13 protein-coding genes and 1 tRNA gene are annotated in these 19,896 nt (G+C 66.5%); 9 read left to right on the forward strand and 5 right to left on the reverse strand.

Features of this window, described 5'->3' with window-relative positions:
* Nucleotides 1–27 precede the first annotated feature (27 nt).
* Together GHT07_RS14420 and rng are read left to right on the forward strand one after the other, a co-directional pair.
* Nucleotides 28–2,403, forward strand: a complete 2,376-nt coding sequence (locus GHT07_RS14420; protein WP_153585802.1) for a hypothetical protein — start codon at nucleotides 28–30, stop codon at nucleotides 2,401–2,403.
* 32 nt (nucleotides 2,404–2,435) lie between these two features.
* Nucleotides 2,436–3,911 (forward strand): ribonuclease G, encoded by a 1,476-nt coding sequence (gene rng / locus GHT07_RS14425; protein WP_153585803.1) that lies wholly within the window; start codon nucleotides 2,436–2,438, stop codon nucleotides 3,909–3,911.
* A gap of 84 nt (nucleotides 3,912–3,995) precedes the next feature.
* Here the strand turns inward: rng and GHT07_RS14430 are convergent, their stop codons facing one another.
* Together GHT07_RS14430 and msbA are read right to left on the reverse strand one after the other, a co-directional pair.
* Nucleotides 3,996–6,275, reverse strand: coding sequence for a glycosyltransferase family 9 protein (locus tag GHT07_RS14430; RefSeq protein ID WP_153585804.1), 2,280 nt, complete (start codon nucleotides 6,273–6,275; stop codon nucleotides 3,996–3,998).
* Nucleotides 6,272–7,999: a lipid A export permease/ATP-binding protein MsbA gene (msbA, locus tag GHT07_RS14435; RefSeq protein ID WP_153585805.1), complete on the reverse strand. Its 1,728-nt coding sequence runs from the start codon at nucleotides 7,997–7,999 to the stop codon at nucleotides 6,272–6,274. The genes GHT07_RS14430 and msbA overlap by 4 nt, the downstream gene beginning before the upstream one ends.
* A 63-nt stretch (nucleotides 8,000–8,062) precedes the next feature.
* On the opposite strand from msbA, the gene GHT07_RS14440 reads away from it, so the two are divergent.
* From GHT07_RS14440 to GHT07_RS14470, 7 genes are all read left to right on the forward strand, one after another.
* On the forward strand, nucleotides 8,063–8,842 hold the full coding sequence (locus GHT07_RS14440) for a glycosyltransferase family 2 protein (RefSeq protein WP_323740947.1): 780 nt from the start codon (nucleotides 8,063–8,065) through the stop codon (nucleotides 8,840–8,842).
* Nucleotides 8,839–9,681: a glycosyltransferase gene (locus tag GHT07_RS14445; protein WP_153585806.1), complete on the forward strand. Its 843-nt coding sequence runs from the start codon at nucleotides 8,839–8,841 to the stop codon at nucleotides 9,679–9,681. Before GHT07_RS14440 ends, GHT07_RS14445 begins: the two co-directional genes overlap by 4 nt.
* Nucleotides 9,682–9,716: 35 nt before the next feature.
* The gene (gene tolB / locus GHT07_RS14450; RefSeq protein ID WP_228488355.1) at nucleotides 9,717–11,006 is read left to right on the forward strand and encodes a Tol-Pal system beta propeller repeat protein TolB; all 1,290 of its coding nucleotides are present in this window, start codon (nucleotides 9,717–9,719) and stop codon (nucleotides 11,004–11,006) included.
* A gap of 23 nt (nucleotides 11,007–11,029) precedes the next feature.
* Nucleotides 11,030–11,557 (forward strand): peptidoglycan-associated lipoprotein Pal, encoded by a 528-nt coding sequence (pal, locus tag GHT07_RS14455; RefSeq protein ID WP_153585873.1) that lies wholly within the window; start codon nucleotides 11,030–11,032, stop codon nucleotides 11,555–11,557.
* Nucleotides 11,557–12,372: a tol-pal system protein YbgF gene (ybgF, locus tag GHT07_RS14460; RefSeq protein ID WP_153585808.1), complete on the forward strand. Its 816-nt coding sequence runs from the start codon at nucleotides 11,557–11,559 to the stop codon at nucleotides 12,370–12,372. Before pal ends, ybgF begins: the two co-directional genes overlap by 1 nt.
* Entirely contained in the window at nucleotides 12,369–13,178 is an 810-nt protein-coding gene (locus tag GHT07_RS14465) for a tRNA threonylcarbamoyladenosine dehydratase (protein ID WP_194792948.1), read from the forward strand. The genes ybgF and GHT07_RS14465 overlap by 4 nt, the downstream gene beginning before the upstream one ends.
* Before the next feature lie 27 nt (nucleotides 13,179–13,205).
* A tRNA-Lys gene (locus tag GHT07_RS14470) sits at nucleotides 13,206–13,281 on the forward strand.
* 40 nt (nucleotides 13,282–13,321) lie between these two features.
* On the opposite strand, the gene GHT07_RS14475 is transcribed toward GHT07_RS14470, so the two are convergent.
* Genes GHT07_RS14475 through GHT07_RS14485 form a run of 3 tightly spaced genes read right to left on the reverse strand, consistent with a single transcriptional unit; the run spans nucleotide 13,322 to nucleotide 19,795 of the window.
* Nucleotides 13,322–14,140 carry a fused MFS/spermidine synthase gene (locus GHT07_RS14475; protein WP_153585810.1) on the reverse strand — a complete coding sequence of 273 codons (819 nt, stop codon included), beginning with the start codon at nucleotides 14,138–14,140 and terminating at the stop codon, nucleotides 13,322–13,324.
* A 22-nt stretch (nucleotides 14,141–14,162) separates the two neighbouring features.
* On the reverse strand, nucleotides 14,163–17,990 hold the full coding sequence (locus tag GHT07_RS14480) for a translocation/assembly module TamB domain-containing protein (protein ID WP_153585811.1): 3,828 nt from the start codon (nucleotides 17,988–17,990) through the stop codon (nucleotides 14,163–14,165).
* Nucleotides 17,987–19,795 (reverse strand): autotransporter assembly complex protein TamA, encoded by a 1,809-nt coding sequence (locus GHT07_RS14485; protein ID WP_153585812.1) that lies wholly within the window; start codon nucleotides 19,793–19,795, stop codon nucleotides 17,987–17,989. Before GHT07_RS14485 ends, GHT07_RS14480 begins: the two co-directional genes overlap by 4 nt.
* Between the last annotated feature and the right edge of the window lie 101 nt (nucleotides 19,796–19,896).

The following is a 19,896-nucleotide window of genomic DNA, read 5'->3' on the forward strand; positions in this document are numbered from 1 at the left end:
TCCACATCAACTGATGAGGAATGCATCGTGAGTCTTCTCAGCCGTATTGCCGGCGCAGCCAGGCGCGAACGCATCCAGCAAACTTCGAGCGAGGAGTCTGCACCCCTGCTGAAGCCGGGCCAGGGAAAGGCCCCGCCCGCTGAAGCACACACTATGAGCGGCATGCTCGCGGCGGATGCCGACATCGTCCAGCTGCGTGACGATATCGCGGCAGGCATCACCACACTGATAGCCGCCGTGCAGAAGCGCGATGACGATCAGATGCTGGCCGCTCAGCAAGACCTCAATGCTGCGCTGCAGGGTCTCTTTGAATTCGGCCTCGCAGTCGACGAGGAACTGGCCCTGATCGTGGCTGAAAAGCTCGACGAATTGCCCGGCGGGGAACTTGCAGAACTGGACGAGCTGCTGGCCGAGCTCGAGTGGGATGGCGACATGCCGTCGGGCTTCCAGGTGTTGACCCAAGGCGTGAAGTCGGCCCTGGAGCAGCAGGCCATGACCGAGGCGGCCAAGGACCCCGCCGAGTTCGCACACTGGAAGCGTGAACACCGCGACATCGGCGTACAGCTGAACTGGCTGGCCAAACCCATGAGCGGCAGCACCACCCTGGGCCGTGCCGCAGCAACGCTGCCCAGCTTGATGGAGCGTGACGACGGCACCTTGCGCAGCGCGCTCAAGCCCGACGGCACCGCCCCGCAGCGACTGGTGCACGACTTCGAGCAGCACGTGGCCTTGTTGCTGCGCGACTGGAGCAACGCGCGGCTGGTCTGCCTGAAATACAACCTCGACCATTTGCCCGCGCCCTTGGACGCACGATCGGCTGGATGCGTGAACATCATTGCGCGGCAGCTCGCAGCTATCCTGGACAAGCGCGGCGTGAACGAGCCATTTCCCGAGCCGATGATCCTGCAGCTGGCCAACAACGCGATCGATCCGGATGTGCTGGCGGGTTGGTTGAGCGAAGGCCGGGTCGATGCGCAGCATGTCGAGTCAGTTTTCGCCCGCTGGTCCACTCACTCGCTGGAGCAGGTCGCGGCTCTTGAAGCACGCGATCCGCACAAGTACGGCGAACTGGCCGGGTACGCGAACGCAGTCCTGCACGAGCGCAAGCATGACGGGTTTGTTCCCGCAGCGCCCATGCTGGCGCACGCATCGGCGTCACGCTTTTTCCGCGTTGACTCGCGCATGTCAGTCGCCCTTGAGCAAGCGGCCGACACGTCGCGCAAGTTCGTCGCGCGCTACACCACCTGGGGTTCGCGCCTGAGCCTCGGGTCGGTGCTGAACACCACGCTGCGCTACCTCACACTCAGCGAGCCTGCACGCAGGTTCGGCAACTGGGTGCAGCGTGGGCATGACTCCGGCGCGCGCTATGCGGCGGGTGCGGTCATCAAGGGGCTGGCCAGCGTGACGGGTGGCGCATCGGCCATCGTGGCGAGCACGGTCACGGTCGCGGAAACGATTGTGTCGAATGTCGTCAACATCAGCGCGCGCGCTATCGGGGGCCTCACGCTCGCCCTGGCAGGCGCAGGCGCGAAGCTCGTGGGGCTGCTGAGCCCGTCGGCAGATCGCGCGGGCGACAAGATCGTGGGCACGGCCAAGGGTCTTGTGAACGGCATCTCGCTTGTGGCACCCAAGGGCCGGCAAGTCGCGATCCCGCCGCAGCTGGTCGGGCGCGCTGCCAAGCTTGCTCTGCTCGCGCGTATCACCGGCAGCACGACGGCTGCCGTTAGTGAGATGGACCTGCCGCATGGGTTCACGCGGGCGCATCTCGGCATCATTCCGCGGGAGATCCTTTCGGTCGAAGGCGGCGGCTCGGGCACGGTCACCAAGCTGCGTTTCGACGAGAAAAGGGGCGTGCTCACGGGCGACCGGTGGTCGGGGTTGAAGGTGGGTGTGTACGTGGAGGAAGACGAGCAGGGCAACGGCATTGCATTTCACCTCTCGTTTGTGGGCACGCAGGCTGGCCGCCCGGCGACGTTGAAAAGCGATGCCGCGCAGAGCTTCTTCGGCTTTGAAGACAGTGCATTCCAGGAGGCCGACGCACTGGTCAAGGCGTTCGTGCAGCGCTACGGCGCGGACCGCGTCAAGCTGCAAGGCCACTCGCTGGGCGGCGGGCTCGCGCAATGGGCCGGCATCCGCAACAGCGGCGGCGACTACCCCGTGCAGGTCACGTGCTTCAACGCGGCTGGCCTTCACATCGCCATGCGCAACCGCCTGGGCGACGCACTGATCGCCCGCTCCGATGTGGAGCACTTCAACACCGCGAAGGACGTGCTCAGTCAGCGTGTGGAAGGGGCGCGCTCGCCGTTCCTGGGTGCACAGGTCGGCCGCCGCTATGTCATTCCGGACAGTAAAGGCCACTCGCTGAGGCATCACGTGGACGGCCTCGAGCAACTGGCTGCGTAGGCACAAGCGCCGGCGCTGTTATCCTCGCGCCGATGCTGCAGGACATCCTGATCAATTGGTCTCCCCAGGAGACGCGCGTTGCAATCGTCGAAAACGGCGCCGTGCAGGAGCTGCACGTCGAACGCACGCTCGAGCGCGGGCTGGTGGGCAACGTCTATCTCGGCAAGGTGGCCCGCGTGCTGCCCGGCATGCAGTCGGCCTTTATCGACATAGGCCTGGAGCGTGCAGCCTTCCTGCATGTGGCTGATGTGTGGCAGCGCCAGCCCGACGGCGAGGCCCCACCGTTCGTTCGCAGCAGCCAGCCCCAAGTGCCCATCGAAAAGCAGGTGTTCGAAGGCCAGTCGCTGATGGTGCAGGTGATCAAGGACCCGATCGGCACGAAGGGCGCGCGGCTGTCCACGCAGATCAGTGTGGCGGGCCGGCTGCTGGTGTTCTTGCCGCAGGACGACCATCTGGGTGTGTCGCAAAAAATCCCGGCGGCGCAACGCGATGCACTGCGCACGCGCCTGCAGGAGCTGGTGGGCAAGGAGGGCGGCGGCTTCATCCTGCGCACCAACGGCGAAGACGCCAACGATACCGAGCTGGCTGAAGACATCGCCTACCTGCGCAAGACGTGGGCGCGTATCCGCGACGCGGCGACGCGGCTTCCCGCTACGTCGCTGCTGCACCAGGACCTGAGCTTGCTCCAGCGCGTGCTGCGCGACCTGGTCAGCGAAGAAACGCAGACGATCCGCATTGACTCGAAGGAGCAGCACGCTGTGCTTGCGGCATTCGGCCGCGAATTCATGCCGTCGGCGGCGGAGCGCCTGTCGCTGTACAAAGGCGAGCGGCCGATTTTTGACTTGTTCAATATCGACGACGAGATCCAGAAGGCGCTGGGCCGGCGTGTGGACCTGAAGTCCGGTGGCTACCTCATCGTGGACCAGACCGAGGCGTTGACGACCATCGACGTGAACACGGGCGGCTTTGTCGGCGCACGCAATTTCGACGACACGATTTTCAAGACCAACCTCGAAGCGGCGCAAGGCATTGCGCGCCAGCTGCGGCTGCGCAACCTGGGCGGCATCATCATCGTGGACTTCATCGACATGGTGCGCGAAGACCATCGCGATGCAGTGCTTGCCGAATTCCGCAAGCAACTGGGCCGCGACCGCACCAAGACGATGGCGGGTGGTTTCTCGCAGCTGGGCCTGGTCGAGATGACGCGCAAGCGCACGCGCGAGTCGCTGGCGCACATGCTGTGCGAGCCATGCGATGCCTGCAAGGGCAAGGGCATCGTCAAGACGGCGCGCAGTGTCTGCTACGACATCCTGCGCGAGATTTTGCGCGAGGCCCGGCAGTTCGATCCACGCGAATACCGCATCGTTGCGTCACCCAAAGTGGTCGAGCTGTTCCTCGACGAAGAGAGCCAGCACCTGGCGGGGCTGTCGGACTTCATTCGAAAGCCGATTTCGCTGCAAAGCGAGAGTGCGATGGGGCAGGAGCAGTACGACATCGTGCTGCTTTGACTGCGCCTTTCAGCTGATTGCGTTCGGGGGTGGGCTGCGGCCGTCGGGCGGCCGTGACCCACCCCCAATCGCTCAGTACGTCAATCAGCGCGCAAGAACCAAGCGCACCTGCTCCAGCACCCGATCGGGACCGATGGCGACAAGGCAATCACTGCGGCTTTGTCGATGGTCTTCGCAGCCCGCCTTGCCGCAGGGCACACAAGGCAGATCGCTCTGCAGCAACGTGACATTGCCGATACGCTGCACGAGCGTCGAGCGTTCGAAAATTTCGCTGGCGTTTGACTTTGCGGGCCAAGGCGCCCAACGCATCGGGTTGGTGGGGCCGAAGATGGCGATCACCGGCACTCCCGTGGCAGCGGCCAGATGCGAAACGGACGTGTCCGGGCCGATGTAGAGCGCGGCACGTTGGAGCACGGCCACGAGCTGGTTGAAGTCGAGCTGGCCGGATACGTCGAGCAACTGCGGCGCCGGCGCGAGTGTCAGCAGCGGCGCGATGCACTCCTTGTCGCGTGCGCCTGCGCTGCCGGTCAGCACGACCTGGCGGCCCATGGCCAACAGTGCTTTGACCAGTTCTTCGAAGTGCGCGACGGGCCACTGCTTGTAGGGCCACATCGAAGGCGCGTGGACCACCACGGCGCCGGGCTGCAGGGCTGCTGCGATGTCCCCCGGCAAGTCGCGCGGCGGCGGTGCGATCACATCGGCTCGCACGCTCGACTCATCGAGCCACGGCGCGATCAGCGATTGCTTCTCCGCTGTGACGTGCACAGTGCCTTGATCGCCTGCAGCGACCACCGTGTGCCTGAGCAGGACGCGCTTGACCCAGTTGCTGCGACCGGCAGCAGGCACGATGCCGGCGCGCTGCGGCGCGGCGATCCAGCCGAGCAGGTGGGCGCGGTCGCCGGGGTCGGTGACAAGTGCGAGGTCATAGCGGCGCCACAGCCGCGACGCCAGCGAACGTGCGTCGCGCCAGCCGGATTTCGCGGGCGTTTCGAAGTAGCCGTTGATGTCTGCGTTATTGCGCAGCATGCCCAGCGTGCCCGCAAAGCCGATCACGTCGATGCGGGCATCCGGCCAGCGCCGGCGCGCCGCGCGGATCAGCGGTGTGGTGAGCAGCACGTCGCCGATCTGGCGCGTGGCGATGATGAGCACGCTCCTGACTTCGTCGGTATCGCCATGGCGCGTGGCTCGCGCTTGCGCCAGCAGGCAGGCCACGAGGGCCATGTAGAAATGGCCTTCGATGAAGTCCAGCAAGAGCGAGTTGAACAGGCAGCCGATGGCGAAGGCGACGACCACCGCGCCGAGCTGCACGCCAATGGCTGGCGGCGCGCGCAGGGCCGCGCGAAATGCCGCTGCGAGCCATGCAATGAACAGCGCTGCGCCCACGATGCCGCCGCCGATCAGCTGCATGAAGTATTCGTTGTGCGGATTGGTGCTGCGCATCCAGTTCACGTTGGCGCCTTCTACCGGCGTGCGGTAGATCTCGTCGGCCATCTGCGCATGCACCTGCGTGTAGTTGCCGTAGCCCGCGCCGGCCACGCCATACCGCTGCGCCAGGGCCAGCGCCACACGCATCAGCTCGACGCGGATGCCGGTGGAGGTGACAACCGTTTCATCGCCGCCGGGGCTCATCGACAGCGTTTCCTTCATGCGCGAGCCTACGGTGCCCGATGTCCAGGCCAGCGCCAGGACCACCAGCAGGCCGGCCAGCGACGCGACCCATCGCACGCGGCGCGTGCTGTGCAGCCAGACCGTCAGCACGGCCAGCACGATGACGAGCAACTGGCCCGTACGCCCGTCCAGCCCGAACAGCACGGTGAACGCGAGGAAGGCCGCAACGACGCGGGCGGGCCAGGGCTGCGGCGTGTCCTTGGCGCGCATGACGACCAGAAAGGCGCACACGGCCAGCGCAAAGCCTGCCGAGATGCGCCGCTTGAAAATCATCGCCTGCAGTTCAGGATGCAGCGGCGCGGCCCACACCATCAGCGCAAGTGCCACAGCGCCTGCGAACAGCGACAACATCAGCACCTGGCGGCGTCGCGCGTCGCGCAGCACCGAATACAAAATCGGCGCGAGCAGCAGCTCCTGGTACTGGCTGATGGCCTGGCGTGACGACGCTGAGTTGCCGCCGGTCACCAGCGTCTGAATCACGATGTAGGCGAAGAGCCCCAGCCCCACGGCCATGACGGGCTCGTTCCACGGCGCTTCACGCCACAGCCGCCGCGCGGGCCAGAAGGCCAGCACCACGATGAGGGCGAGTGCAAATGCAACACCGGCCGACGAAAACGGCGTGAAGAACCCCAGGCCCGCGAGCCCCACGACCACGCACGCGTGCCACACCCCCGTCTGGGTGATCCTGTCTTTCATTGCGCCCCGAACTGCAGTGCGTGAAGCCGCGCGTACAGCCCGCCGCTGGCGACCAACTGCGCGTGCGAGCCGCTCTCGGCAATACGGCCCTGGTCGAGCACGACCACACGGTCGGCGTGTTCGATGGTGGACAGCCGGTGCGCAATGATCAGCGTCGTGCGGCCCGCCATCAGGCGCGTCAGCGCCTCTTGCACTTGCCGCTCCGACGCCGTGTCCAGCGCGGACGTGGCTTCGTCGAGGATGAGGATGGGCGCGTCCTTGTAGAGCGCACGCGCAATCGCCAGCCGCTGGCGCTGGCCGCCCGACAGCTGCGCCGCGTTGTGGCCCACCATCGTGTCAAGCCCATCGGGCAGGGCAGCGACCACATCGCCCAGGTTGGCCGCTTCCGCGCATTGCGCCACGCGCGCCTTGTCCATCTGGCTGCCGAGTGCAATGTTGGCCGCCAGCGTGTCGTTGAACATCACCACGTCCTGGCTGACGAGTGCGAACTGCCGGCGCAGTGAGTCGAGCTTCCAGTCCGTCACCGCATGCTCGTCGAGCAGCACCGTGCCTGCGGTCGGCTGCACGAAGCGCGGCAGCAAGTTGGCCAGCGTGGTCTTGCCAGAGCCCGACGGGCCGACGAGCGCGATCACCTGGCCGGGCTCGACCACGAGAGACACCTGGTCGAGCGCGGGCTGCGCGTCCTCGCGATAGACCACCGACACATCCTTGAATTCGATATGGCCGCGCGCCCGGTCTGCCGCATGCGTGCCGCCCGATTCAGCGGGCGTTTTTTCGATCAGGTCCATGGCACGCTGCACAGCGGCCAGGCCGCGTGAGATGGGGTTCGCCACCTCAGACACGCGCTTGATCGGCGCGATCAGCATCAGCATCGCCGTGATGAACGACGCAAAGGTGCCCACCGTGATGCCGCCACGGCTTTGCCACAGCGCGATGCAGATCACGATCGAAAGCGCTGCCGCCGCGAGCATGTGCGTCATCGGCGTGATCGTGGCGGAGGCCACTGCCGTCTTCATCGCGAGCCGGCGCAGCGAACTGCTCAGGCCAAAGAAGCGCTCGGCCTGCGAGGCCTGCGCGCCATGCAAGCGCACCACGCGAGCTGCGAGCACGTTTTCTTCCACCACGTAGGCGAGATCGTTCGTGGCGGTCTGCGTCGCCCGTGCGATGCGATACAGGCGCTTGGACACCGTGCGGATCAGCCAGGCCACGCCCGGCACGATCAGGAACACGATCAGCGTGAGTTGCCAGTTCAGGTACAGCAGGTAGGCGAGCAGGGCGATGAGCGCCACGCTGTCCTTGAGCAGGCCGATCACGGCGTTGACCAGCAGCGTTGCGCCGTTCTGGACTTCAAAGACGACGGTGTTCGACAAGGCGGTGGCGTTCTGCTCGCCGAAGAGCGCAAGCCGTGCATCGAGCAGACGGGCAAACATGTCGCGGCGCAGCAGCAGCAGGCCGTCTTGTGTGATCTTGGCCAGCGCGATGTCGGCCAGGAAACCTGCGAAGCCGCGCACGGCAAAGATCAGCAAGAGTGCGGCGGGCACCATCCAAAGAGGAATGCCGCCCGCCTGGAAGCCCTTGTCGAGCAACGGCTTGAGCAGGGCAGGCACCAGTGGTTCGGTGGCCGAGGCGACGATGGTCGCGAGGATGGCTGCGATCCACGCGCCGCGCGCCCTTCCGAAGTAGGGGATCAACCAGCGCAGCGTGGCCGAATTCGGCCGGATCATGTCGAAGGAAGGAGCAACGGGTCAGCCCTCATAATCGCGAGCACCAAATTATCTTCGACTTGTGTGAGCCCTTCTTCTGCGGTGCCCGCCAGGCCCGGTTACGACCTGACCGTCACAGTGATCACCCGCAATGAGGGCGCGCGTCTGTCTGCGTGCCTGGAGTCGGTGTCGTTCGCGGGCGAAGTCGTTGTTGTGGATAGCGGCAGCACCGACGACACGGTGCAGATCGCCACTGCGCATGGCGCCAAGGTCACTTCAACGGGCGACTGGCCCGGCTTTGGCGAGCAGAAAAACCGCGCGCTAGCCCTGGCAACAAAAACGTGGGTCCTGTCGATCGACGCTGACGAGCGCGTGACGCCGCCATTGCGCGAGCAGATCATGGCGGCCATGGCTCGCAACGATCACGCTGCGTATTCAGTCAACCGCCGCTCCAGCTACTGCGGCCAGTACATGCTGCATTCGGGCTGGTACCCCGACCGCATCGTGCGGCTGTTCAAGCGCGGCAGCGCAAGGTTTTCCAGTGACCTGGTGCATGAGTCGCTGCAGGTGCAAGGCAGCGTCGGCCAGCTCGAGGGCGACTTGCTGCACGAGAGCTTTGACGACTTCGAAGCCGTGCTCGACAAGACCAATCGCTATTCGACTGCGGGTGCGCTCGCGCTGCACAGCAAGGGCGTGAAGGGCTCGCTCGCCAAGGCCGTGGGCCACGGGCTGTGGGCTTTCGTGCGCACCTACGTTTTCAGGCGTGGATTTCTCGATGGAAAGCTCGGCCTGGCGCTGGCGGTCTCCAACGCCGAAGGCACGTATTACCGGTATCTCAAACTGTGGCTTCTCCAGCGCCGATGAAACTCGGATTCGTTGTCCTCACCTATAACCGACCTCTTGCTTTGCTGGCTGTGCTGCGCGCATTGGCGCCGCAGTGCACGAGCGACATGACCGTGGTCATCGCCGATGACGGCTCCACGGCCCAGAACGTCGCTGCGATGCGCAGCGCCATGCCCGCCTTCGCATGCCCGGTGCGGCACCTGTGGCACCCCGATGTGGGCTTCACGGCTGCGCGTGCGCGCAACCAGGGCGCTGCCAACGCCGATTGCGACTACATCGTGTTCCTTGACGGCGACTGCGTGCCCAACGCGCACTTCGTGCAGGCGCATGTGGCGCTGGCCGAGCAGGGCTGCTTCGTCAACGGCAGCCGCGTCCTGCTCAGCCCTGCGCTCACGGCGCGCGTCGAGCAACGCGAGGCAGAGCTGCTGCAAATGGGCACCGCCGGCTGGTTGCGGCTGCGCCTGTCGGGCGATGTGAACAAGCTCTCGCACCTGGTGGACTGGCCGGGCGCGCCCGGGCGCATTCATGAGCGCTTCAAGTGGAAGGGCATCCGCAGCTGCAACTTTGGCGTCTGGTATCGTGACTTCAAGACGGTGAACGGCTTTGACGAATCGTTCGAGGGCTGGGGCCACGAAGACGCCGATCTCGTGCTGCGGTTGCATCATGCCGACGTGAAGCGCAAGAATGGCTGGTGCGCCACCGAAGTGTTCCATCTCTGGCACGCCGAGAACAGCAGGGCCCGTGAAGCAGTCAACCGCCAGAAGGTACTCATCCGCGAGCACAGTGCTATCGTGCGCGCCGAGCAAGGGTTGGGGCAGCTCCACCATGGAGCAGCGCCAACCGTCACCGATCTGAATTGAACTGAACTCCAAACACGATGGTGAGACTAACGAACATGAATCAACCTCTTTGGGGCCGGCGCCGTGTGGTGGGCCTGCTGGGCGCCGCAGCCGCCTTGCCCGCCTTGCCGGCGCTGGCACAGTTTCGCGTGGAAGTCTCGGGCCAGGGCCTGACTCAACTGCCGATTGCGATTGCGCCGTTTCGCGGCGAAGGCCAGTCGCCACAGAAAATTTCTTCCATCATCCAGGCCGACCTCGAACGCAGCGGCCAGTTCCGCGCTGTGGACGCAGCCAGTGCCTCGCTCGACGAGACAGCACCGCCCGACCTCGGGCCGTGGCGGCAAAAGGGCGCTGACTCGCTCGCGGTCGGCAGCGTCACCAAACTCGCAGACGGCCGCTTCGACGTGCGCTTTCGCCTGTGGGACGTGGTGCGGGCACAGGGCCTGGGCGCGCAGAGTTATGCCGTCACGGCGGCCGATCTGCGGCTCGCGGCGCACCGCATTGCCGACTTCATCTACGAAAAGCTGACCGGCGAGCGTGGCATTTTTTCAACCCGCATTGCGTACGTCACGAAGGCGGGCCCCCGCTACAACCTGTGGGTCGCCGATTCGGATGGCGACAACGCGCAGTCGGCCCTGGCCAGTGCAGAGCCGATCATCTCGCCCGCATGGTCGAGCAATGGCTCGCAGCTGGCCTATGTGTCGTTCGAGTCGCGCAAGCCGGTGGTGTACGTGCATGAGGTCGCCACAGGCAAGCGCCGGCTGATCGCCAATTTCCGCGGCTCCAACAGTGCACCGGCCTGGTCGCCCGACGGGCGCACACTGGCTGTCACGCTCAGCCGTGACGGCGGCTCGCAGCTCTACACCATTGACGCCAACGGGGGCGAGCCGCGGCGCCTGACGCAATCGTCCGGCATCGATACCGAGCCGCTCTACAGCCCCGATGGGCGCATGATTTACTTCGTGAGCGACCGCGGTGGCGCGCCGCAGATCTATCGCATGCCCGCAACCGGCGGCAGCCCCGAGCGCGTGACCTTTACGGGGAGTTACAACATATCGCCCGCGATGAGCCCCGACGGGAAAGCGCTCGCCTACATTTCTCGAATCAATGGTCAATTCAAGCTGCAGGTGATGGAGCTGGGTGGTGGCGCCGTCGCGTCGATCACGGACACGTCGGCCGACGAAAGCCCCAGCTTTGCACCCAATGGCAGGCTCATCATGTACGCCACGCGCCAGGGCGGCGCAGAAGCACTGATGACCACCACGCTCGACGGCAAGATCAAGGCGCGCCTGGCCGGCCAGGGCGGCGACATCCGCGAGCCCGACTGGGGCCCGTTCCAGAAGTGAAGCAATCAGGAGGTATTGGAATGATGTTTTTCAAACGCACGTTGCTCGTCGTGGGCATTGCAGCCGCCATGGCCGGGTGCTCCAGCGTCAAGCTCGACGATGTTCCTGTCGAGACACGCTCGGCCGTGACGCCCAGTACAGGCAGCGCCCCCGGCACTGGCCAGAGCACCGTGACACCGGTAGTCACCGACGACGCCAACGGCAACCGCGGCGGTCCGGTCAATACATCGCGCCTGGTGTACTTCGACTACGACAGCTACGTGGTCAAGCCAGAGTTCCAGCGCCTGATTGAAGCGCACGCGGCGTGGATGAAGGCGAACCCTTCGCGCCGCGCCAACCTCGAAGGCCACACGGACGAGCGGGGCGGTCGTGAATACAACCTCGCGCTCGGCCAGCGCCGCTCGGAGGCCGTGCGCAGGTCGCTCACGCTGCTGGGCGTGCCCGACAGCCAGGTCGAGGCCGTGAGCTTCGGCAAGGAAAAGCCGGCCGTGCCGGGCAGCGGCGAAGAAGCGTGGGCGAAGAACCGCCGCGTTGAAATCGTCTACCGTTGATGATGGCCCCCACCGTTCGCACTGCACGCCGCCTGCGTCCCATTGCGTGGCTGCACGCGCTCGCTGCGGCTGGCATTGCAGTCGCTGCACTTGGCGCGAGCCCGGGCGCTTCGGCCGCATTGTTTGAAGACGACGAAGCCCGGCGCGCCATTCTTGATTTGCGCCAGCGCGTGGACGCCAATCGCGTCGCCACAGAGCGTCAGGCCGAAGACGCGCGCGCCGAGGTGCAGCAGTTGCGCCGCAGCATGCTTGAGCTGCAAACCCAGATCGAAATGCTGCGCGGCGAGCTGGCCCGCATGGTGGGCCAGAACGAGCAGCTGCTGCGCGAAGTGGCCGACCTGCAGCGCAAGCAAAAGGATGTGCAGCAGGGCATCGACGAGCGGCTGCGCAAGGTCGAGCCGGCCAAGGTGAATGTCGACGGGCGTGAATTCATCGCCGAGCCGAATGAGTCGCGCGATTTCGAGAACGCGCTCGCGGTGTTCCGAAAAGGTGACTTCCCGGCTGCGCAAACGGCCTTCGCGGACTTCATCAAGCGCTATCCGCAAAGCGGCTTCCGCCCGACGGCGCTGTTCTGGCTGGGCAACGCGCAGTACGCCAACCGCGACTACCGCGGTGCCATCGCCAATTTCCGCGCGCTGCTTGTCGCAGCGCCGGACCACCCGCGTGCAGCGGAGTCTGTGCTGTCGATCGCCAATTGCCAGATCGAGCTGAAAGACACGGCCGGCGCGCGCAAGTCGCTCACGGAGCTGGTCAAGGACTATCCGCAGTCCGAAGCGGCGCAGGCCGCCAAGGAACGGCTCGCGCGCCTGCGGTGATCGCGCACGATACCTCCGCTGACCTGCAACGCCGCTTCGGCGGGCTCGAACGCCTCTACGGCGTTGCCGGCGCAGCGGCGATCAGGGCCTCACATGTGGCCGTTGTCGGCATAGGCGGCGTGGGCTCCTGGGCGGTTGAAGCGCTTGCGCGCAGCGGCGTGGGCCAGCTCACGCTGATCGATCTGGACCACGTGGCCGAATCCAACATCAACCGCCAGGTGCATGCCACCGGCGCGAGCGTTGGCAAGGCAAAGGTGCAGGCAATGGCCGAGCGCATTGCCGACATCAATCCTGCGTGCGTTGTGCATGGCGTCGAAGAATTCGCAGACGCCGACAACTGGGCGCAGCTCGCACCCGCTGGCGTTACCGCCGTGATCGACGCCTGCGACCAGGTCAGCGCGAAGGTCGCGATGGCCGTGTGGGCGCAACGCACGAAGGCGCTGTTCATCACCGTTGGCGCGGCAGGCGGCAAGCGCCTGGCGCACCTGGTCGATATCGATGATCTGTCAAAGACCACGCACGACCCCTTGCTCGCGCAGCTGCGCTACCGGCTGCGCAAGTCGCATGGCGCGGCGAAAGAGGGCAGGAAGATCGGCGTAACCTGCGTTTTCAGCAGGGAAGCCGTGGCGCCGCCCGACGCGTCGTGTGCCGTGCCGGGCGATGCGACTGGTGATGCGTCTGGTGATGCCTCGAGTGATGGCACGCTCAACTGCCACGGCTACGGCTCGGTCGTGAGCGTCACCGCCACCTTCGGCCAATGCGCTGCGGGCTGGGTTCTTGATCGCATCGCGACGCGCAAGCCGTAACCCGCAGGCTATAATCGCTGGCTTTGTGGGACGTTAGCTCAGTTGGTAGAGCAGCGGACTTTTAATCCGTTGGTCACAAGTTCGAATCTTGTACGTCCTACCAAATTTCCAGAGGGGATGGCTGTCATGGTCATTCCCTCTTTTCATGGGTCCACCTCGTCCAGCCTGCGCTGGCCTTCGGTGGTCTCCAAGGTCCTCAGGATTCGCCGGAATTCAGTGGCAAGCTGCTCCCGGGCCGTGGCCTGAAGGTTGTGAAGCGCCCAGCTCAAGCTCATGGACCGGGTCGACACGGATCCTCGCTTCGAAGCGAACATGATGCAGTTGCCATACTCGCGGGAATCGACACACGCCACTCCTGCTTCGAAGACCTCGGCGACGGACTGGCAAATTTGATCGAATGCCGGTGTCGAGTGCAGGTTGTTCACGACCAGCAGGCCACCGGGGGTGAGCGCGTTGAAGCAGTCCTGATAAAACCCGGTGGAACACAGCTGCGGCGACTGCCCCTGCTGGGTAAAGCCATCGATCAGGATCACGTCGAAGCACGGCGGGTGGTTGTGGACGAAATCGGCACCATCGGCTTGCACCACACAAAAGCGCTCGCTATCGGCAGGCACCTCGAATTCGTCGCGCAATGCGATGACGTGCGGGTTGATTTCCACCACGGTGATCCGCGCGGCAAGATTGTGAAAGCAGAACTTTGGCAGTGACCCGCCGCCCAGGCCAATCATCAGGATCTGCTCGGGCTGCGCCTTGGCGAGCATGAAGCCCATCATGGTCTTCGTGTAGTCAACGTCCAGCACGGATGGCTGGCCGCGTTTCATGCTGCTCTGCACACCGTCGAAGTCGAAGTACATCGACTTGGCATCGCCGATGTCGAAGACCAGCGGTCGGCCGTGCTCGTCGTCGGGGGGCATCGCTGACGGGTTTTGCATGCGAACGCCATTATCCGCACCGGCGCGCAACCGGCCCCATGCACGCAGCGCTTCAGTCGAAGCGAAACGTGTAGATCAGGTCCACCGCGGTGCGCTCGCCCGCCTGACCACGCACGGTCAGCTTCTTCGACACGTCGTAGAACACGAACAAGGTGCCCAGCGCACCTGAGAGGCTGCGTTCATACGACGCATAGAAGTTGTCGGCAAACCGTTTGCCCAGCGTCACGATGGCGCCGGCGCTGCTGTCTTTTCGCACCGACAGCTGGTCAAGCCCGATGCGCGACGCGATCGTCTGCGAGCCGGGCTTGCGGTTGGTCAGCAGTGCCAGCGCCGCTTGCTGCACCAATGCAGATTCAGCGCCGTCAGCCGGGGCAGGGCGCCCGGTCACCAGCCATGCGAGCTTTTCGGCATCGGGCAGGTCGGGCTCCGAATACAGGCGGACAAACGGTGCCAGCGCAGTGCCGGTGATCAGCACGCCGACGCGCTGCGTGAGGTTGGGGCGCAGCGCGAGGATGTCCAGGTCGGGGTTGGATGCCACACCTGTGAACCGCACCACGCCGCGCTCAATGTCCAGCCGCTGGCCGAATGCGACGTACTCGCCGCTCGCTGTGCGCAGCGTGCCTGTCAGCCGTGGCTGTGAGAGCGCCTGCGCCGTCAATGCGAGCGTGCCTGCGATGCGCGCTCGCAGCCCGCGTCCGCTCACGCGGAAGTCGTCGCCCATGTCGAGCTCGACCGCCAGCGACAAAGGCCGGCTCGACTCGCGAGCCTGCGCGCTGTCGGCCTTGCGGTCCTTCACGGTGCCGGCAAATTCGGGCGAGCCGCGCACGACCACGTCATCACCCAGGCGCGGGGCGATGTCGTCGGGCAGCGTGATGCGCGCCTGGTCGACCTTGAGCTTTCCCTTGATCGTCGTGGCCGAGGCATCCACCACAGCTTCCAGCGAGCCCGACAACGTGAGCTCGCGGTCGGCGCGAATACTCGCGCGCAGGCGTGTGAGCTGCGCCGACGCCTTGAGTTGGGGCGCACCGTTGACCCATGCCAGGTCGCCGCTCGCCGCCAGCGTGCCGCCCGCTCCGCGCTCGCCCGCGCCGTGCAACGTGAACTCGTTGATGCGAATGGTGGTGCCTTCCAGCGTGCCGCGCAGTCGACCGCCGCCGAGCTCGACACCGTCCACCACCGAGCGCAGTGCGAGGTCGTCCGCGGCGATGGTGCCCGCGAGTTGCGGCTGCGCACGCGTGCCTGTCGCGCGCACATCGGCCAGCAGCGATCCGCGCAGGCGCCAGCCCGGCGGCGCAAGCAGCGACCACACGCCCAGCTTCGGCAGCTGCGCGCGCAGGCTCGCGTCGATGGGCGCGTCAGCCAGCCATTGCCAGCCGAGTGCGCCGCCCGGCGCCAGGCGCGTCACGAGCCGGCCATCGGCCGTGCCCGCGCGCTCGCTGTCCCACTTCAAGGTGGCGGTCAGTTGCTCGCCCCGGCTCGCAATGGCCAGGCGCGCTTCACGCACGCCTGCCGGAACGCGCTGGGCCGGGCCAGTGCCCGAGTCGGCGAGCACCGTCAGGTCGCCGCTGCGGCGGGCCAGCGACGCGTCCAGGCGCAGGGTGCGGCCCAGCGATGCATCCCATTGCCCGTCGAGGAGCATGTCGCCCGCCAGCGCCGAGCCGGCCAGCTGCGGCTGCAGCAACTCGAGCCAGCTCATGGGCAAGCCGTTCAGGCGACCGGCGGTGCGCAACTCGCCCGCACGGCGCTGCACCGGCTGCCAGATGAGCGTGGCTGGCGGGGCCGCCTTGCTGGCCGCTGCCGACGGCGCTGCCACGGACGCGGGTGCGGGGGCAGACAAGGCGGCGCTGCCCGCGCCCGCGTCAAAGTTCGCACCCGATCCGCGAATGTCCAGGGGCGCCTGCAGCGCAAGCCGCCATGCGCCTGGCGTCGACGGTTTGTCCTTGAACTGTGCGGACAGGCTCGCGAGCGTTGCTCGCCAGTCGGCCGCGCTGCCGCTCACGCGGACGGCGCCGCTGCCAGACGCGTCGATCGTGGCGCTGCGCTCACCTTGCTGCGCGGCAGCATGCACGGCGACGGCTGCGTTGCTCAAACGCCCCTTGACCGACGCCGTCAGGTCACTGACGGACCACGCCTGCACGGGCGAAGCAGGCGCTGAATCCGCTGCATCGCGCGCGGGCTGCAACATCAGCTGCTGCGAAGCCAGCGTCGCGTCGACGGCCGGGTCGCGCCAGCCACCTTGCCAGGCCAGTGCAAGGTCCGCCCGGCCCGCGACGGCGGGCCAGCCCGTGGCAGCTTGCGCAAATGGCAGGCGGGCAAGCCACGTGCGTGCCTGCGCCAGGTCGGTGGCACGCACGCGGAGTTTTCCGGAGCCCCTGGTTTCAGAGATGGCGCCGTCTGCCTGTGCCCCCACACCTGGAGCTTGCAGCGACAGGCGTGCGTCGCCGGAGCGGTCATCGACGCGATAGTTGACGGAGCCCGAAGCGCTCGCGTCGCTCATGCGCGCCTCGAACTCAGGCACCGACAACAGCCCCTCAGCCCAGCTGCCGCGTACGCGCAAAAGCGTGATGGCGACAGGCGGCAGCGATTTTGCGCGGTGAGGCGCGGCCCGCCCGTTGCCACGCAGGTTGGCGTTGAAGGCAACGCCTGCGCCTTCTTGCCGCACGTCGAAACTGCCGCCCATCGGCAGCGCGGCGAGGCGGCTGTTCAGCGATGAAGGGTTCAGGTCGGCAACGCTGCCCTGCACCAGCCAACCGGCTTTCACGTCGGCGGTCACGCGGGTCCTGGTGTCGGCCTTCGGGGTGGCCTTCACTGCGGGCCGCCACGAGCCGGTGGCCTGCAATCGGCCTGCGCCCAGCCTGGCCTCCAGCGACTTCACCAGGGCCGCGCCGGACCGCCATTCGCCCAGGGCCTGCACGGCGTCAACAGGCAGTTTGCCCGCGTCCCACGGGCCTGCGTCGGCATTGCGAATATCGGCACTGACTTGCCAGTTTTGTGCGCCTGCGGGCGTCACAGCGAGCTCGCCGGTCAGCGCCGTGTGCGGTGCTGCTTTCCACACGCTGGCCAGGTCGAGCTTGTCGAAGCTCGCTTGCGCCTGCGCGATCGGTTGCGCGGCCCAAGGCGTGATGCGCGCGGTGGCGCTGGCCTGCGTCACCGGCTTGCCACCCGGCATCGCCTGTACCTGTGCGGTGGCCGCCAGGCTCTCCAGCGGCCCGGCCAGCGTCGCATTGAAGCGCACCGGCACGCTGCCCGCACCGGGCACCGGCGCATCGAGCTCACCAGAGAGCGTGGCGTCGAGCGGCAGTGGCCCCTTTGCGCCGAGGCTGGCTTTGCCGCGATAAGCCGTGCCGGCCCAGGTGAGTTTGTCCAGCCGCAGCCAATGGGCCTTGCCGTCGTACCAGTAGCGGCCTGTGAGGTGATCGCCGCTCATCACCTGGGTGGTCACCCATTCGATGCGATCGACAGACAGATCGTCCAGGTCCACCTGCACCGGCAGCGAAAGGTCCGTCGGCGCCGTGCTCGGGCCTGATGGAGGGCGCTGGTCGGTGATGCGCACCAGTGCCGCCGAAATGCGGTCGAATTTCAGCGTGCCGCCGAACAGCAGGACGGGTTGCCACGCCAGCACGACTTGCTCTGCTTCGACCTGCAAACCGCCTCGCTGCCACGAGAGGCGCTTGATCGCGGCGCCACTGCGCAAGGAGCCTTGCGCCTCCTGCACGTCGATGGGCTGCAGCTGTTGCACGCGTTGCAGCGCCCATTGCAGGGACGACTGCGTGCCCGTCCACCACCACAACGCTGCCAGTCCAGCCAGCACGAGCACGATGACGCCCAGCAGGAACGTCGGCACGGGCTGCCAGTCGCGAGAAGGCCGGGGCTGCTTCAAAACACGAATCCCACTCGCATGTGCAGCCTGAACTTGTGCGTGCGCACGCCATAGGCCAGGTCGGCCTGCAGCGGGCCGACAGGGCTCATCCAGCGCACGCCCGCGCCGACGCCCACGGCCGCACGGAGGTCGCCCACACGAGACGCAACGGCGCCTGCATCAGCAAAGAGCGCGCTCTCAAAAGCGGTGCGGCGCCCGTTCCATTCAATGGGCCGCTGCCACTCCACGCTGCCCACCGCGAGGTAGCGGCCCGGCACCACCTGGCCGCCCGGCAGCGTGACACCGATTTCCCGCAAGCCGTAACCGCGCACCGACGTGTCGCCGCCTGTGCGAAACAGCTGTGTGGCCGGCAGTTCCGCCGCGGAACGTGCCAGCACCGCACCAGCCTCGCCGCGAATCTGCAGGCGCCCCTGTGCCAGCGGGCGCAGCCAGAGCCCGCGAACGACGGTGCGCTGGAACGGGCTGCGCTGCCCTGTGAGGGTGAAGCCACCGCCGAACTCTATGCCGACGCCCCAGCCGCGTGTGGGGGACGTGTCGCTGTCGAAATACCGGCCCGTCCATACGTAGTTGGCCGAGATCGCACTGCCTGCTCCGTTCTCCAAACCCGTCACAGGCAGGCCCGCCTGTGTTTGCACCGTTGCACGCTCCAGCTGCAGGTACACGCTGCGCTCGATGTGTTCTTCGCTGCGCTGGCGGCCCAAGCGCAGGCGCTGGCCATGGGTGATCAGCGTGTCGTCGTCCAGCCGCTCGATGCGCCCGAGCGCACCCCAACGCCAGCCACGCTCATCGGGAATGGCCGTCCACTCAGTCTGGGCTGAAGGCGTCTTGCGATCGATGTTCACGTCGGTCACGGCGCGCCAGCCGATGCCGGGCACGCGGTTATGGATGTATTGCACCGACGCGCGCGCGCCGCTGTCGGTCGTCAGGCCAACGCCGAGCACCACTTTTTGCAAGGGCGCTTCGCCCACGGTGGCCTGCACCGGCGCTGCCGATGGGTCCGACTGCGGGTCGACCAGCAGGAACGCCGAGTCGAAGTAGCCGCTGCCCGTGAGCCGCAGTTGCGCCTGGATCAGCTGGTCGCGGTCGTACGCCGAGCCGGGTGGAAGGCGCGCCAGGCGGGGCACGAGGCTCGGGTCGTAGCGCTTGACGCCGGTGACCTGCATTTCCCCGAGCCGGTAGAGCGGCCCTGAGTCGAGCCGCACGCCCAGGCGCGCACTATGGGCAGGCGCGTCGATGTCGGCCGTGCTCTCGGCGATTTGCCCGGCGAGATAGCGCTTGAGCACGAGCTCGCGCTGCGCCTGTGCCTTGGCGTCGTCCCAGCCGCCTTGCGTGAAAGCGCGGCCCGCCGGCAGGAGCCACTCGCCGCGTATCGTTTCGCGCTGGCGGATGGCATCGGCATCGGTGCTGGTGGCGATGTCACCTTCGAAGGTGATGGCGACATCGCTGACGACGGTGGCGGGGCCTGTATCGACAGCGATGACCACGACCGGGCGCGGGCCCGGCTCGCGCGTGACCAGCACGCGCGGCGTGAAGTAGCCCAGCGTGGCAAGCAGTTCGCGCACGTCGCGCTCGGCCAGCGTCATCAGGCGTGCAAGCTCAGCATCGTCGAGGTCTGCAACGTCGCGATAGCGGTTGAGCTCCAGGTGCCTGCGCAGCAAATCCCGCACGGCTTCGGAAGCACGGATGTCGATGTCGAACGAGGCAGTGGCCGGGGCAGGGCGTGCGGCTTGCGCAGCCACGTGGTGCGGCAGTAGCAGCGACGCAGCCGCTATGGCCGCGCCCAAAACAAACTTCGAGGCGGTCATGGATGCCTCAAGTATGCGTGCCTCGTAGCTCGCGGCACGTAGTCCTATTCCGACGTTGCGGCGGCTCGGCTTCAGGCTGGGCTGGACCCCGAGTCGCGAAA

Origin of the sequence: Caenimonas koreensis DSM 17982, from assembly GCF_009646335.1 — a bacterium.
GTDB classification, from domain to species: Bacteria; Pseudomonadota; Gammaproteobacteria; order Burkholderiales; family Burkholderiaceae_C; genus Ramlibacter; species Ramlibacter koreensis.